This is a genomic window from Streptomyces sp. NPDC059832, assembly GCF_042731715.1.
Taxonomy (GTDB): Bacteria; Actinomycetota; Actinomycetes; order Streptomycetales; family Streptomycetaceae; genus Streptomyces.
In genome coordinates, this window is record NZ_JBHWIY010000034.1 from 1 (window position 1) to 15,043 (window position 15,043).

General features: G+C 70.1%; 12 protein-coding genes and 2 tRNA genes. 6 read left to right on the forward strand and 8 right to left on the reverse strand.

Annotated features, from left to right (window positions below):
* The first annotated feature begins 264 nt into the window (after window positions 1–264).
* The 3 genes from ACFV8T_RS36855 to ACFV8T_RS36865 are packed head-to-tail and all read left to right on the forward strand — an operon-like array spanning window position 265 to window position 3,112.
* Window positions 265–1,074 carry an ABC transporter ATP-binding protein gene (locus ACFV8T_RS36855; RefSeq protein WP_385336074.1) on the forward strand — a complete coding sequence of 270 codons (810 nt, stop codon included), beginning with the start codon at window positions 265–267 and terminating at the stop codon, window positions 1,072–1,074.
* Entirely contained in the window at window positions 1,071–1,940 is an 870-nt protein-coding gene (locus ACFV8T_RS36860; RefSeq protein WP_385336076.1) for an ABC transporter permease, read from the forward strand. The genes ACFV8T_RS36855 and ACFV8T_RS36860 overlap by 4 nt, the downstream gene beginning before the upstream one ends.
* 32 nt (window positions 1,941–1,972) lie before the next feature.
* On the forward strand, window positions 1,973–3,112 hold the full coding sequence (locus ACFV8T_RS36865) for an ABC transporter substrate-binding protein (RefSeq protein WP_385336078.1): 1,140 nt from the start codon (window positions 1,973–1,975) through the stop codon (window positions 3,110–3,112).
* A 62-nt stretch (window positions 3,113–3,174) separates the two neighbouring features.
* On the opposite strand, the gene ACFV8T_RS36870 is transcribed toward ACFV8T_RS36865, so the two are convergent.
* The 4 genes from ACFV8T_RS36870 to ACFV8T_RS36885 form a co-directional block, all read right to left on the reverse strand.
* Window positions 3,175–3,248, reverse strand: a tRNA-Met gene (locus ACFV8T_RS36870).
* Window positions 3,249–3,362: 114 nt separating this feature from the next.
* On the reverse strand, window positions 3,363–5,465 hold the full coding sequence (locus tag ACFV8T_RS36875; RefSeq protein ID WP_385336080.1) for a tetratricopeptide repeat protein: 2,103 nt from the start codon (window positions 5,463–5,465) through the stop codon (window positions 3,363–3,365).
* A 213-nt stretch (window positions 5,466–5,678) separates the two neighbouring features.
* Window positions 5,679–5,752, reverse strand: a tRNA-Met gene (locus ACFV8T_RS36880).
* Window positions 5,753–5,804: 52 nt separating this feature from the next.
* Window positions 5,805–8,747: a UPF0182 family protein gene (locus tag ACFV8T_RS36885; RefSeq protein WP_385336175.1), complete on the reverse strand. Its 2,943-nt coding sequence runs from the start codon at window positions 8,745–8,747 to the stop codon at window positions 5,805–5,807.
* A gap of 137 nt (window positions 8,748–8,884) precedes the next feature.
* On the opposite strand from ACFV8T_RS36885, the gene ACFV8T_RS36890 reads away from it, so the two are divergent.
* Window positions 8,885–9,445 (forward strand): PPA1309 family protein, encoded by a 561-nt coding sequence (locus ACFV8T_RS36890; protein ID WP_385336082.1) that lies wholly within the window; start codon window positions 8,885–8,887, stop codon window positions 9,443–9,445.
* A 29-nt stretch (window positions 9,446–9,474) separates the two neighbouring features.
* Here the strand turns inward: ACFV8T_RS36890 and ACFV8T_RS36895 are convergent, their stop codons facing one another.
* The 4 genes from ACFV8T_RS36895 to ACFV8T_RS36910 all read right to left on the reverse strand — a co-directional run bounded on the left by ACFV8T_RS36895 (window position 9,475) and on the right by ACFV8T_RS36910 (window position 12,728).
* Window positions 9,475–10,563, reverse strand: coding sequence for a PDZ domain-containing protein (locus ACFV8T_RS36895; protein WP_385336084.1), 1,089 nt, complete (start codon window positions 10,561–10,563; stop codon window positions 9,475–9,477).
* A gap of 144 nt (window positions 10,564–10,707) precedes the next feature.
* Window positions 10,708–10,878: a hypothetical protein gene (locus ACFV8T_RS36900; protein ID WP_385336086.1), complete on the reverse strand. Its 171-nt coding sequence runs from the start codon at window positions 10,876–10,878 to the stop codon at window positions 10,708–10,710.
* A gap of 128 nt (window positions 10,879–11,006) precedes the next feature.
* Complete coding sequence (locus ACFV8T_RS36905) at window positions 11,007–11,468, reverse strand: molybdenum cofactor biosynthesis protein MoaE (RefSeq protein ID WP_385336088.1); 462 nt, start codon at window positions 11,466–11,468, stop codon at window positions 11,007–11,009.
* A 117-nt stretch (window positions 11,469–11,585) separates the two neighbouring features.
* A complete protein-coding gene (locus tag ACFV8T_RS36910) occupies window positions 11,586–12,728 on the reverse strand; it encodes an SDR family oxidoreductase (RefSeq protein WP_385336090.1) in 1,143 nt (380 codons plus the stop codon).
* A gap of 193 nt (window positions 12,729–12,921) precedes the next feature.
* Here ACFV8T_RS36910 and ACFV8T_RS36915 point away from each other — a divergent pair, with 193 nt between their 5' ends.
* Both ACFV8T_RS36915 and ACFV8T_RS36920 read left to right on the forward strand, forming a co-directional pair.
* Window positions 12,922–14,391, forward strand: a complete 1,470-nt coding sequence (locus ACFV8T_RS36915; protein WP_385336092.1) for a zinc-dependent metalloprotease — start codon at window positions 12,922–12,924, stop codon at window positions 14,389–14,391.
* The gene (locus tag ACFV8T_RS36920; protein ID WP_385336094.1) at window positions 14,388–14,936 is read left to right on the forward strand and encodes an NUDIX hydrolase; all 549 of its coding nucleotides are present in this window, start codon (window positions 14,388–14,390) and stop codon (window positions 14,934–14,936) included. The genes ACFV8T_RS36915 and ACFV8T_RS36920 overlap by 4 nt, the downstream gene beginning before the upstream one ends.
* Window positions 14,937–15,043: the final 107 nt, after the last annotated feature.

Consider the following 15,043-nt stretch of genomic DNA (forward strand, 5'->3'; position numbering starts at 1 on the left):
TTCTTGCGGCCTTGGGCCACCGTCCGCACCTTGCGGATCTCGAACTCCATCGCACCCCTTGAGCTGGGGTGTTGCGACGACTCCTAGAACCTAAGGTGGTGTGTCCGGGGCCTTTCGCGTGAATCCCCGCAGCGGACGACACACCTCCCCCGCCACCGGCACGTGCGCACCCCCTTCCCGAATCTGACGGGTAGTCATATCGTCTGCGGCGATCACGTCCGCCCCGCGGCGGATCCGCACCTCGATACGCGCGAGGAGAGACCCGTGGGAGATCCGCATCCGACCCCACCAACCACCGCAACCACCAGTCCCAAACTCCGCGCCGACGCGCTCAGCCGCTCGTTCGGGCGCGGCGCCAAGGCCCTGTCCGCCCTCGGCCCGCTCGATCTCTCCGTCGCACCGGGCGAGTTCACCTGCATCGTCGGCCCGTCCGGCTGCGGCAAGTCCACGCTGCTCAGGATCGCCGCCGGACTGCTCCGCCCCAGCTCCGGCGAGCTGTCCATCCGTACGGCCTCACCCCGTCCGGCGGCGATGATCTTCCAGGACTACGGCATCTACGACTGGAAGACCGTGCTCGCCAATGTCCGGTTCGGTCTCGACATCCAGCGCGTACCACGCAAGGAGGCCGACGTCAGGGCGCGCGACTGGCTGGCCCGGATGGGGCTCTCCGACTTCGCGGGGGCGTATCCGGCCGCGCTCTCCGGCGGGATGCGGCAACGGGTCGCAATCGCCCGCGCCCTCGCCGTCGAACCCGAGATACTGCTGATGGACGAGCCGTTCGCGGCGCTCGACGCCCAGCTGCGCACCATCCTCCAGGACGAGCTGCTGGATCTCACCCAGACCACCCGTACCACCACCCTCTTCATCACCCACAGCCTCGAAGAAGCGATCGTGCTCGGGGACCGGGTGCTGGTGATGTCCGCCCGACCGGGGCGGATCATCGCCGAGCGCCGCCCACCGTTCGACCGGCCGCGCACCGGCACAGTCCGGTCGGCACCCGAATTCACCGCACTCAAGAGCGAGTTGTGGGAACTCCTGCGTGGCGAGGTGCACAGGGAGGCGGTCCCGGCATGACCGTCACCGTGAACACCACGAAGCCCGACGACGGCGTCCTGATCCGCAGGCCGGGCCCGCAGGAGCTGCGTCCGGTACGCACCCACCGCAGGCGCCGCGCCCTGGAGATCGCGCTCGCCGTCGCCGTACCACTGCTCCTCGTGCTGCTCTGGCAACTGGCCGCCGCACAGTCCTGGATCGACGACCGGGTCTACCCCGCCCCCTCCACCATCCTGGCGGACGGCTTGGACCGGGCGGGCGCCGGTGAACTGTGGCCGGATGTATGGGCCACGCTCAAGCGGGTCCTCGGTGGCTACGCGATCGGCACCGTCTCGGGATACGCGCTCGGCCTGCTGATGGGCTCGCTCTCCCTCGTACGGGCGGCGCTGGAACCGTTGCTCGACGCCCTGTACGTCGTGCCGAAGCTGGCCCTGCTGCCGGTCTTCCTCAATATGTTCGGCCTCGGTGAGGGACCGCAGATCGCCCTGGTCGCCGCGACCGTCTTCTTCTTCGTCTGGATCTCCACCATGGCGGCCGTGCTCGCCGTCCCGGTCGGCCACCGTGATGCCGGTCAGGTCTTCGGCGCCTCGCCCTGGCAGATGTTCCGCCATGTGCTGCTGCCCGCGTCGCTGCCCGCCGTCCTGGTCGGGGCACGGATCGCGGCAGGGGTGGCCGTGCTCGTCATCGTCGCCTCCGAACAGATCGCCGCGGCCGACGGTCTCGGTCATCTGATCTTCGACTCCCGGGCGCTGTTCCAGAACGACGTGATGTTCGTCGGCATCGTGTGTGTGGCGGTCCTCGGTGTCGTCTTCTCCGAAGCGGTGCGGATCGCCGGGCGGCTGCTCACCCCGTGGGCCCCGCGCGACCGCGGCCACGGTCGGTCCTGAACGGCTCCCCACGCTCTTCGTACGGAGGCACTGTGCGTACCCACATCCCCTTCACCCGCATCGTCGTGCTCGTCACGGCATCCCTGCTCGGCGCGGCGGGCTGCGCCGGGCACGACTCCGGCGGCGGCGCCGCCGCCGCGCCGCGCACCGTCAGGCCCGTCGCGGGCTGTGGCGCCGGCAGCTGGACCGACCCGGCCGACCTCGCCCCCGGCCGGAAGGCGGCCCGCTGCGACAAGGGCGCCCCGGCGGCCCGGCCCCTGACGAAGAAGCGGAAGATCACCGTCGCCACCGGCACCCTGAGCGCGGAGTACGTCGCTCCGCTCCAGGTCGCGGTGGCGAAGGGAGAGTTCACGAAAGAAGGGCTGGACGTCGAACTGAAGGTGCTGCCCACCCCCGACGCCCTGCCGCTGCTCGCCAAGGGCGATGTGGACGCCCAGTGGGCGGCTCCCGAGGCAGCCGTGATGAACGGCATCAACGGCGGCTTCGACATCAAGTGGGTCGCGGGGAACTTCTCCCCCGACCCCACCTCCAAGAGCGGCCTGTGGGTGCGTCTCAAGGAGGGCGAGAGCGCCGATCACGTCGAGATGGCGGGCCGGAAACTGGGCACCATGATCGGCAAGGGGTCGGTCATCGCGTACCCGATGGACACCTCCCTGAAGAAGCACGGCGGCGGCCTCGACAGGATCAGCTTCCAGCAGCTCGGTTCCGCGGATGTGCTGACCGCACTGCAGAACGGCGGCGTGGACTCGGCCTGGCTGCTCGACCCGATCTGGCGCAAGGTGGACGGCGACCGGAAGTACGCGTTCCTGGGAGGCCAGCCCGTCGGCGAACCGCTCGGCGGCCTGCTCTTCGGCCCGACGCTGCTGAACAAGGACCCGGACGCGGGGGTCGCCTTTCTCCGCGCCTACATCCGGACGGTGAACACCTACTTCGCCGGCGACTACAAGTCCGATCCCGGCTTCGTCGCCGAGCTGGCGAAGCTGCTGAAGACCGACGAGGCCACGCTGCGGTCGACCCCGTCGATGCGGATGGACTGGGAGATACGGAAAGGCACGACGGACCGGCTGCAGGAGGCGTACGCCGATTCGGGCGTCTCGAAGGGCGCCTCGGTGCCGGAGGCGAAGGCCGTCGACCGGGCGATGTACTCGGAGGCGGTGGGCCACAAGCTCTGACTCACGCGCAGCGCATGCACAGAAGGCCGGATCCTCGAAAGGATCCGGCCTTCTGTCTTCAGTAGCGGGGACAGGATTTGAACCTGCGACCTCTGGGTTATGAGCCCAGCGAGCTACCGAGCTGCTCCACCCCGCGTCGTTGTGTTTAGAACTGTACGTCACCGCTCCCGACCAGCGCAAATCCGTTCCGGCGCCCGGGGCCGACGGGCTGCGCATGGCCCTGCGCAGCCCTGCTCGGCCCTGCTCGGCCCTATGCGGTCAGCTCCTGGTGCAGCGCCTCGCGCAGCCGGGCAGCCCGCTCGGCGACCTCCGCCGGGCCCAGCTCGACCGCCCGCGCACACCAGCGCTGCCCCTCGGTGAGCTCGCCCCGGCGAGCGGCCAGCAGGGCGAGGCGCAGGGCGGCCCGACCGTGCCCGTCGTTCGCGGCCCGGCTCCACCACAGCGCCGCCTCGCGCTCGCTGCCCTCGCGGGCGAGCAGCAGCCCGAGGTTGAAGGCGCCGTTGCGGCTGCCCGACTCGGCGGCCTCGCGGTACCAGCGGGCGGCGCTGTCCACGTCGCCACGGGCCGCGGCGAGCATGCCGACCCGTACCTGGGCGCGGCGGTGCCCCTGCTCGGCGGCCCGCTCGTACCACTCCTCGCACTCGGTCTTCTCCGGCATCGGCTCGCCGAGCGCGGGAGGGCCGGGCGGCGGCTGCCGCGAGTCCAGCACCCCGGCCAGCCGGAAGGCGGCCTCCGCGCTGCCGCCGCCCGCCGCGCAGCGCAGATGACGCTCCGCCTCCTGCTCCTCGCCGTGGTGCAGCAGGGCCATGCCGACCTGGAGGGCGGCCTCGGTGTGGCCGGCCGCCGCGGCACGCTCGTACCAGACCAGTGCCGTACGGTCCTCGTCGCGCCCGGCGTACAGGATGCCCAGGTTGAACGCCGCGTCGACGCTGCCGGCCTCGGCCGCCTTGGAGAACCAGGGCTCGGCACCGGACGCGTCGCCCGCCTGGAGCAGGAGCACGGCCAGCGCGTTGGCGGCCTCGCGGTGGCCCGCGTACGCGGCACGGCGGTACCACTGCTCGGCCTGCGGCGTACGGTCCTGGGCCGCGCAGAGCAGGCCGAGGTTGTAGGCGCCGTTGACGTCGCCCGCGTCCATGGCGGCGCGGTACCAGCGCTCGGCGGTCTGCTGCTCACCCCGGGCCGCGTGCAGGGCGCCCAGGGCGTTGGCGGCGTTCCCGTCGCCGTCCTGGGCGGCGCGCAGCCACCACACGGCGGCACTCTCCTCGTCGCCCGCGTCACGCAGCAGGAAGCCGAGCGCGCAGGCGGCGCGCGCCTCGCCCGCCTTCGCGGAGATGAGGTACCACCGGCCGGCCTCCTTGGGCTCGCCGCGCTGTTCGAGGATGGCGCCGAGGTGGAGGGCGGCACGCCGGTGGCCGCGCGCGGCGGCCTGCCGGTACCACTGCTCGGCCTCGCCCGCGCGCCCGGTCGCCGGACCCGCCACCGGGCCGTCGTCCTTGCGCACCGCGGAACGGCCGGGCGCACCGGGCCGGGCGCCCGCGCCGGGGCTCAGCCCCGGGCGGCCGAAGGCGTCGTGCGGATCGTCGGCGGTGTTGCGGTCCAGCATGCGTGCGAGGCGGTACGCCGCTTCCCGGTGCCCCTGCTCGGCGGCGGCCCGCAGCCAGCGCTCCGCGCCGACGTCGCTGCGGTGTTCCAGCAGGTCGGCCAGGGCGTACGCACCCAGCGCGTGCCCCTGCTCGGCGGACTGCCGCAGCCAGTACTCGGCCCCGGGCTCGTCGCCGCGCTCCCGGTAGTGGCGGCCCAGCGCGTGCGCGGCGGCGGCGGACCCCGCGACGGCGGCGATGCGCCACCAGCCGGCCGCGTCGTCGACGTATCCGCGCTGGTGGAGAAGGACGCCCAGGTTGTTGGCCGCGGCCCGGTCGCCGTCCGCGGTGGCCCCGCGCAGATAGGGTTCGGCGCCGTCCAGATCGCCGCGGCGCAGCAGCAGGGCGCCGAGGACGCTCATCGACGCGGTGTCCCCGGCGTCGGCGGCGCGACGGTGACGCGCCTCGCTCTCGGCGCTCTCCGGGCTCTCGGCGCTCCCGGAAGTCTCCGTGGCCCCGTCGGCCCCCGCGCTTCCCGTGTTCTCTGTGAACTCCGTGCTCTCGACGGTCGCGGCACACCCCGCAGTCTCGGCAGTCTCGGTCGCCTTGATGATCTCAGGTGTCTCGGGCTTCTCAGGTGTGTCAGTGGTCTCGTTGTTCTCCGCGGTAGTACCGCCAAAAGCCGCATTCATCGCGTTATCCGGCCGATATCCGCGATGCTGCGCAAACCGCCCTGTCTCCAACAGAGTTGCCCTGTCCCCCATAAATACCATCGTCGCACCACCTACAACCCGCGTACACCTGGTATATCGCGGCCAGTGAGGTCACTTCAGCGTTTTGTCGACATGCCCACAGAGAGATAAGTCAAACACGTCCGGACCCAACTCGTGCCCCGCGAACCGCACTTCACGCACCTTGCACAAGAAAGTCGTCATGACACGACGAAGGCCCGGATCCTCGAAAGGATCCGGGCCTTCGTCTTTCAGTAGCGGGGACAGGATTTGAACCTGCGACCTCTGGGTTATGAGCCCAGCGAGCTACCGAGCTGCTCCACCCCGCGTCGTTGTGTTGAAACAGTACCACGACGCGGGGGTGAGCCTTTACCGGGTTACTCAGCCACCGCTGTCAGCACTGGCCGGTTTACCCTTTTTGTCCGAACTGTTCGCGCTGTCTGCGCCGTTGGCGCTGTTCGCACTGCCCGACTTGGGCTCGGCCGCCGCCGCTCGCTGCAACGCGTTCTGCAGATCCGCCTGGGCCTTGCCGTAGGCGGTCCAGTCCTGCTCCTTCAGGGCCGCCTCGCCCTCCGCGTAGGCCTTCTGCGCGTCCGCGATCGCCTTCTTCAGCGCCGCGTCACCGGTGGCCGGCGGCTCCGTGGTGCCCGGCGGCCTGGTGGTCTCCGGCGGGGTGGTGCCGGAGTCCGTCACCCCGAAGACCGCGTTGAGCGCCTCCCCGAGGCTGTTCTCGAAGACGGTCTTCGACCCGTACGAAGCGGCGACCTTGCGCAGCAGCGGATAGTTCTGCGTGCCACCGCGCGTGTACACCGGCTCGATGTAGAGGAAGCCCCCTTCGAGCGGCACGGTCAGCAGGTTGCCGTACTCGATGTCGGAGTCGGTTCCCTTCAGGTTTCTCACAAACTCGGCGACATCGTCGTTGCCGTTGAGCTCGCTCTGTACCTGCCCGGGGCCCTTCACCGTGGTGGTGACTCTCAGCAGTCTTATCGTGCCGTAGTCCTTGCTGGCCGCGTCCGCGTCCACCGCCATGAACGCCCCGAGGTCGGGCCGCCCCTTCGGGGTGAACGTCGTCGTCAGCGAGAACTTCTGGGCCGTCTGGTCCGGCATCTTTATGCTCAGGTAGTACGGCGGGACGGCGCCGGACTCCTTGTTGGTCGGGTCGTCCGGGACCTGCCACGCGTCACTGCCGCTGTAGAACTGCGCGGGGTTCGTGACGTGGTAGCGGGTGAGCAGCTCGCGCTGCACCTTGAACAGGTCCTGCGGGTACCGCAGGTGGTCCATGAGCTCCTGCGGGATGTCCGCCCTGGGCTCCACGGTCCCCGGGAACGCCTTGCGCCAGGTCTTGAGAACCGGGTCCTCGGTGTCCCACTCGTAGAGCTTGACCTTGCCGTCGTACGCGTCGACCGTGGCCTTCACCGAGTTGCGGATGTAGTTGACCTGGTTCTGCTGGGCGACGACCGCACGCTGGTTGGTGGTCAGCGAGTCGGCCGTGGTGTCGCCGAGCGTCGTACGGGAGGCGTACGGGTAGCCGTTGGTGGTGGTGTACGCGTCGACGACCCACTGGATGCGGCCGTTCACCACGGCCGGGTAGGCGTCGCCGTCGATGGTCAGCCACGGGGCGACCGCCTCGACGCGCTCCTTGGGCGTGCGGTTGTAGAGAATCCGCGAACCGTCGCCGATGGCTCCCGAGTAGAGGATCTGCGGCTCGCTGAACGCCACCGCGTACGCGGCGCGGTTGAAGGCGTTGGAGAGACTGACCCCGCTGTTGCCCTTGTAGCTGGTGGTCTTCTCGCCGTCCTCCTCGTAGTCGAGCTCCTTCTGGGGCCCGCCGACGATGGAGTACTGCTCGGTCTTCTCGCCGTAGTAGATCTGCTGCTCGTACGTGCCGAGGTCACCGGTGGTCGGCAGACCGGACTCGGTGAAGTCCGGGGAACCCTTCGGGTTCTTGCCGGTCGTCGTGCCCCGGGCCGCGATGGCGCCGTAGCCGTGGGTGTAGGTGAAGTGGTCGTTGATCCAGTTGCGCTTGGGGATGCCGTCGAGGTTGAGCTCGCGCAGACCGATGACCGTGTCCTGGTCCTTGCCGGCGGCGTCCTTGTAGCGGTCCACGTCCAGCGTCTTGGGGAACTGGTAGTAGTTCCTCTTCTGCTGGAGCTGCTGGAAGGCCGGGGAGACGACGTTGGGGTCCATCACCCGGTAGCTGGCTGCCTCGTTCGCGCTCGCGCGCAGCTTGGTGTCGTCGTCCGTCGTGCTCTTGCCCGAGTAGTCGTCGACCTGCGCGTTGTCGATGTCGTACGCGTCACGCGTCGCTTCGATGTTCTTCCGGATGAACGGGGCTTCCTTGGCCTGCTCGTTCGGCTGGACCTGGAACTTCTGCACGATCGCCGGATACAGCCCGCCGATCAGGATCGCCGAGAGCACCATCAGGCCGAAGCCGATCACCGGGAGCTGCCAGGTGCGGCGCCAGAGCGTCGCGAAGAACAGCACGGCGCAGATCGCGGCGATGCAGAACAGGATGGTCTTCGCCGGCAGATAGGCGTTGGCGTCGACGTACCGCAGGCCCGTCCAGTTGTCCGTGGCCTTGAAGTCGCTGGACTTCACGGCCAGGCCGTACCGGTCGAGCCAGTAGGCCACGGCCTTCAGCGAGACGAAGACACCGAGCAGCACCGACAGATGGCCGGTGGCCGCGCCGGTCGCCCGCGCTCCGGGGCTGGTGACGCGCAGACCGCCGTACAGGTAGTGGGTCATCGCGGCGGCGATCAGCGAGAGCACCGTGGCCGCGAAGCCGAAGCCCAGCAGGAAGCGGTACCAGGGCAGGTCGAAGGCGTAGAAGGACACGTCCAGATGGAACTGGGGGTCCTTCTGCCCGAACGCCACGCCGTTCACGTACATCAGCCAGGTACGCCACTGGCCGGAGGCGGATGCTCCGGCGATCAGCCCGACGAGCGCGGTGATCGCGAGCAGCACCCACTTCTTGTACGGGGCGAGGCTCATCCGGTAGCGGTCCAGGCTCTGCTGTTCCAGCGACATCGCGCTCAGCGGCGGCCGGAGCCGGTGCGCGAGCCAGATGTTCAGGCCGACGGCGACTGCCATCAGCAGTCCGAAGACGAGGAACAGCCCGATCTTGGTCCACAGGGTGGTGGTGAAGACGGACGAATACGCGACCGACCGGTACCAGAGCCAGTCCGTCCAGAACCCGGCGAACATGACGAACGCCATGGCGAGAACCGCCAGGACGCCCAGTGTCATGAGCAGGGTACGGGCACGCCGGGACGGGCGGCCGACTCTGATCCGTGGCCCGGTCGGGCCTCCGCCGCGGTCCGGCATCTGGAAAGCCAACGTGCGCACCTCGAAGTTCGCGGGTCGTGTGAAGCGGGCCCAGCGATCGTAGAGCCCACCTATGCAACTTACTGAGGCTTTACCTAGTTCCCGCTCCCGGGGCGGAAGGAGGCAGGATATTGAGCATGCCCAACGTTTCCCCCTCAGGCCCTCCGATGGCCGCGAGCCCGCTCACCGTCGCCGTGCTCGAAATCGACGAGTACATCTCCGGCCTCGGCTGGGACCAGCCGGCCCGGCTCTTCGCCCTGGTCGACACCGCCCGGCTGCGCGTCCAGGAGCCCGGTCTCGCCGCCCAGCTCGGTCTGGACAGCGCCGAATCCCCGACTTCCTCACTGACCCCCATCGAGCAGGACGAGCTGCCGCCGGGCACCGCCCTGGACGAGTTCCTCGCCACGATCGCCTGGCCCGACGCGGTGATCGGGTGCGCGATGACGGTGGAGCGGCTGATGCTGCCGCCGTCCGCCGAAGCCTCCGTGCCCGAGGGGCTCAGCGACGCGCAGCTGACCAAGTGGGTCGCCAAGCACCCGGAACGTCAGGAGGTGCGGATGACCGTGGCGGTCCTCCGGGACGGCACGCGCGAGTCGGCCGTACGGCTTCGCGCGAAGGACGCCCCGAGCGAGGTGCGGACCGGCGCCGGTCTGGTGCCGGGCCTGGCCGACGCGCTGGCCGCGACCTTCGAGGCCTGACCCCGTCGCGTTCCCCCGAGGGGGCACGGTCAGCCTGCCGAGCAGCTCGGCAGCCCGGCCGTGTCCCCCACCCGGATCTTCTCCAGCGACTTCTTCGCGTCGTCGATCGTCTTCACCTTCACCAGCGTGAGTCCGCTCGGGATGTCGGAGGCGGCGGCCTTGCAGTTCTCGTCCGGCGTCAGGAAGTACCTGGCGCCGGCGTTTCGCGCGCCGACCAGCTTCATGTTGATGCCGCCGATCGGGCCGACCCTGCCCTTGTCGTCGATCGTGCCGGTGCCCGCGACGAACTTGCCGCCCGTGAGATTGCCGGGCGTCAGCTTGTCGACGATGCCCAGCGAGAACATCAGACCGGCGCTCGGGCCGCCGACGTCGGCGAGCTTGATGTCGATCCGGAACGGGAACGTGTGGTCCGTCCCGGCCTGGATGCCGACGATCGCCCGGTTCTCCTTGGGGGCCTTCGCGGTGGTGATGACGATCTTCCGGGTGCCCTCGGGCTCCTTGCCGGCCTTCTCGGCCGCCTGTGCCGTCCGGGCCGGGATGATCGTGAACGTGACCTTCTCGCCGGGGTCGCGGCGGGTGACGAGCTTCGCGACGTCCTCGGGCTGCTCGACGGGCGTGCCGTCGACCTGCTTGATCACATCGCCCGCGTGCAGCTTGCCCTGGGCGGGACTGTCCTTGACCACCGTGGAGACCACGACGCGCGACGACACCGGGATGCCCAGTTCGGTCAGCGCGGCGACCTTGGCGCTCTCCTGGGACTGGCTGAACTCCTCGGCGTTCTCCTGCGTCGACTGCTGTTCGGTCTTGCCGTCGGGGTAGAGGGTGTCGTGCGGCACGACCACGCTGTCGTGTGCCAGCCAGCCGTAGACGGACTCGACGAGATTCATGCTGTAGTCGGCACCGGTGACTCTGACCGTCGTCATATTGAGGTTGCCGGTCGTCGGGTACGTCTTGTGCCCGGAAATCTGCAGGACGGGTTCGCCGCCGACCTTGCCGAGGGTGTTCACGGTCGGCCCGGGAGACATCTCCGAATACGGCACTTTGATCAGCACGCCTGCGCAGAGCAGCGCGATGAGGATCAGGGTGGAGGCGAGCATCGTCGCGGTGCGGCGTGGCATGGAACGACAGTACGGGAAGGGTCTGTCAGTGCACCGCCGGGGCCGGTCCGTACGGGGCGGGAAACCGGGCGCGGGCTGCGCGGGAGGGCGTCGGCAGCCGGAGCCGCGATGCGGGATTGGCGACTGCGCACGCGCGATGAAACGTCAGACGGCATCGGAACCGGAATGCGACTTCTCCATCGCCTCACGGAACCTGGCATAGCCGGCGAGTTCGGAGACATCGCCGGTCGTTCGGTTTCTGGCGGCCCAGCTTCCCCATATCGCAGCGCCGAGCGCAGCGATAAACGGAATCAACAACCAGGCGAGTGCTGCCATTACGACCTCCCTCCGCCCTGAGCGACCGCAACGGACCGATCAGCAGATTAACCGTCTGCGGAACCAACGTTCACAGCAGGGGTGGGGTTACGCAAATCGGGCCGGACGGCCTCCCGGCCGACTTGCGCTCAGCAGGCTCCGACCCATTCCTCGGTGCCGTCCGAGAAACGCTGGTGCTTCCAGATCGGGACCTCGTGCTTGAGGTCGTCGATGAGCTTGCGGCAGGCCGCGAACGCCTCGGCACGGTGCGGACAGGAGACGGCGACGACCACGGCGAGATCGCCCACTTGGAGGTCACCCACCCGGTGGACCGCGGCCAGCGCCCGGACCGGGAAATCCGCGACGACCTTCTCGGCCACCCGGCGCATCTCGTCCTGCGCCGAGGGGTGACAGGAGTACCCGAGCCCGCCGACGTCCTGACCGCCGTCGTGGTTGCGCACCGTGCCGACGAAGAGCGCCGTGCCGCCCGCGGCGTCGTCCCCCACGGCCCGGAAGATCTCGTCGACCGACAGCGGGGTGTCACGGATCTCCAGCAGCCGGACGGGGTCGCCTGCCGCCCGCTCGCCGGGGTGGTCGTTGGTGGGTGCCATGGGGCCCATGGTGCCGTACGGCACCGACAAGGCGGAATAGCTCTTTCCACCGGCGGGCCGCCCCTGACCTTGGAGCCTTCTACAGAAGTCCTCGGGAGGGCATGGCCCCGACAGCCCTCAGATGCGGCGGCGGGCCTTGCGGGCGCGGCGGACCAGGGCGGCGGTGCCGAGCAGTGCCACGGTCGCACCGGCGGCACCCGCCGCGGTGGCGTCCTTGCGGCCGAGGCGGCGTCCGGCGACGGTGTGCCGGCCCTCGACCTCTTCGAGGAGCGCGGCAAGCACTTCCTCGTTGGTCCAGCTCGGGCGCCATCCCACGTCGTGCAGCCGGCTCACGCTGACCACCCAGGGGTGCATCGTGTACGCCAGATCGCCCGCCGGGGACGGGGTGAGGCCGATCCGGTGCAGCCGGGCGGCGGCGCCCAGGGCCACGGCGGAGGGCAGCTCCATCCGGCGGACGCCGCTGAGCTCCTCGACCTCCTCCTGCTCCAGCCAGCCGTCGCAGCCGACTGCGAACTCGCCGTCGATCTTCTCCAGCGCGGCGTACTCCAGGGCCGTGACCAGGTCGTCGACATGGCAGAACTGCCAGGTGGGACGCGATCCGGCGACGACCAGGAGGCGCGGCGACTCGAAGTAGCGGGTCAACGCGGTGTCCGTGCCGCCGACCAGGACGGTGGGCCGGACCACGGTCACGTTGAGCCCGGGGTGGGCGCGGGGCGCGCGGCGGCCCAGCCGTTCGATCTCCAGGAGGTCGCCGACGCCGGTGGCCTCGGCCGTGGCGCGCAGTTCGGCGTCCTCGGCGAGCGGGATGTCGTTGTCGGGCAGCGCCCCGTAGACCATCGCCGATGTGCACAGCACGACCCGGTGGACGCCGACGGCGGCGGCGGCCGTCAGCACCGTCTGGGTGCCGCGCACGTTGTAGGCGGTGCGGGCGGCGGGATCGGTCTCCAGGTCCAGATCGAGTGCGAGATGCACAACGACATCTGCGCCGCGCAGCTTCTCCGCGATGGCGGGGTCGCGCACGTCGAGGATGTGCCAGGTCGCCTCGGAGACCTCTCCGCGGCGTTCATCGATGGCGATGACCTGCTTGATCTCCTCTGAAGCCGCGAGGCGTGCGGTGAGCAGCTCGCCCACGCCCCCCGCGGCTCCGGTGACCGCGACGACGGGGCCACGGCTCCTGGAGCGGCTCTTTTCTGATTTGTTCTCGGTCGAGGGGGCGGACAGGTTTCGCGCTGCGCGAACCTGAGGATCTGGGGAACTCACCGGGCGTCTCCAGCGGTTGTCTTCAGTACGTACCCGAATGACGCGTGCGTACCAGGTGGCGTCCATCCTGCCGCAGGCCGGGAGCCGGCGGAGCACTGAGGCCCTGAGCGGACTTTTGGTGTCTACGCTGGATGGTGATGTCGGGCAGTCGCCGTCGGTTCGAGCCGACGGCCCTACGAGCCGAGGAAACCCCGTGAGTGACACCCCATTCGGATTCGGCCTTCCGCCGGAGGAGCCGGAGAACGGCGACGAGGGCAAGAAGAAGGACCCCACCGGAGGTGGGCAGGGCTCGGGCGGGCCGGCGAACCCGTTCGGCTTCGGGCCCGGCGCGGGCGGGGACAACCCGTTCGCGGCGATGTTCGGCTCGATGAACCCCAATGACCTGGGTGCCGCCTTCCAGCAGCTCGGCCAGATGCTGAGCTACGAGGGCGGTCCGGTGAACTGGGACATGGCCAAGCAGATCGCCCGCCAGACGGTCTCGCAGGGCACGCCGGACGGCACGAAGGACGCCAGCGTCGGCCCGTCCGAGCGGTCCGCGGTCGACGAGGCGCTGCGTCTCGCCGACCTCTGGCTGGACGGCGTGACGTCGCTGCCCTCCGGTTCGGTCTCGACCGTGGCGTGGAGCCGTGCGGAGTGGGTCGAGGCGTCCCTTCCGGCCTGGCAGAAGCTGGTCGACCCGGTGGCGGAGCGCGTCGGTCTCGCCATGGGCGACGTGCTGCCCGAGGAGATGCAGGCGATGGCCGGCCCGCTGATCGGCATGATGCGGTCGATGGGCGGCGCGATGTTCGGCCAGCAGATCGGGCAGGCCGTCGGCGTGCTGGCGGGCGAGGTCGTCGGTTCGACCGACATCGGCCTCCCGCTGGGCCCCGCGGGCAAGGCCGCGCTGCTGCCGCTGAACGTGGAGAGGTTCGGCAAGGACCTCAGCGTGCCGCAGGACGAGGTGCGGCTGTATCTCGCCCTGCGCGAGGCCGCGCACCAGCGCCTCTTCGCCCATGTTCCGTGGCTGCGCTCGCATCTGTTCGGCGCCGTCGAGGGGTATGCGCGCGGCATCAAGGTCGACACCAGCAAGCTGGAGGACGTGGTCGGCCAGTTCGACCCGTCGCAGCCCGAGCAGCTCCAGGACGCCCTTCAGCAGGGCATGTTCCAGCCGGAGGACACGCCTGAGCAGAAGACCGCCCTGGCCCGGCTGGAGACGGCGCTCGCACTCGTCGAGGGCTGGGTGGACGCCGTGGTCCACGAGGCCGCGAAGTCCCGCCTGACCTCGGCGGACGCGCTGCGCGAGACGATGCGCAGGCGCCGCGCCTCCGGTGGTCCCGCCGAGCAGACGTTCGCCACGCTCATCGGCCTTCAGCTGCGCCCGCGGCGGCTGCGTGACGCCTCGCGCCTGTGGGCGTCCCTCACCGACGCGCGCGGTCTCGACGGACGCGACGCCCTGTGGGAGCACCCCGACATGCTGCCGACGGCCCAGGACCTGGACGATCCGGACGGCTTTGTGCACCACGAGCAGCTGGACTTCTCCGAGCTGGACAAGATGCTCGGCGAGGCCGCGAAGGGCCCGCAGAAGCCCGCCGCGGACGCGGCGGACACGGACGGCAAGGACTCCCCCGGCACCGGGGAGGCCGAGGGCCGCAAGGACGACGGCAAGGGCGACACCGACCGGTGAGCCTGCACGACGACGCCGTTCTCGTACTGAAGGGGTACGACAGCCCTGCGGATCCGGACCGGGGTGAGCTGCGCCAGGTCTATCTCGACCATCTGGCGCGGCATCCCGACGGCATGTGGAAGGCCTGCGGAGCGGGCCATCTCACGGCCAGCGCGCTGGTCGTCGACCCGGAGCGCGGCCGGGTCCTGCTCACCCTCCACCGCAAGCTGCGGATGTGGCTGCAGATGGGCGGTCACTGCGAGCCGCAGGACGCCTCGCTCGCCGCCGCCGCGCTGCGGGAAGCGACCGAGGAATCCGGCATCACCGGCCTGACCCTGCTCGCGGGCGGCCCGGTGACGCTGGACCGCCACCCGATCCCCGCGCCCTGCCACTGGCACCTGGATGTGCAGTACGTGGCGCTGGCGCCCTCGGGCGCGACGGAGCAGATCAGCGACGAGTCGCTGGACCTGCGCTGGTTCGCGTACGACGAAGTCGCTTCGGTGGCCGACACATCGGTCGTACGGCTGATGGAGCGCGCCCGCGCCGCGCTGGAGCGGCGCCGGTAGGAACGACCTGCGGAAGCGGGGGGGGGGGGGGTTCCCCGGCGAAACACCCCCCCCCCCCCTCCGTGGCCTTTTCTCTTTTCTTCCCTTCTCGGAGGGGTTTGTTCTTT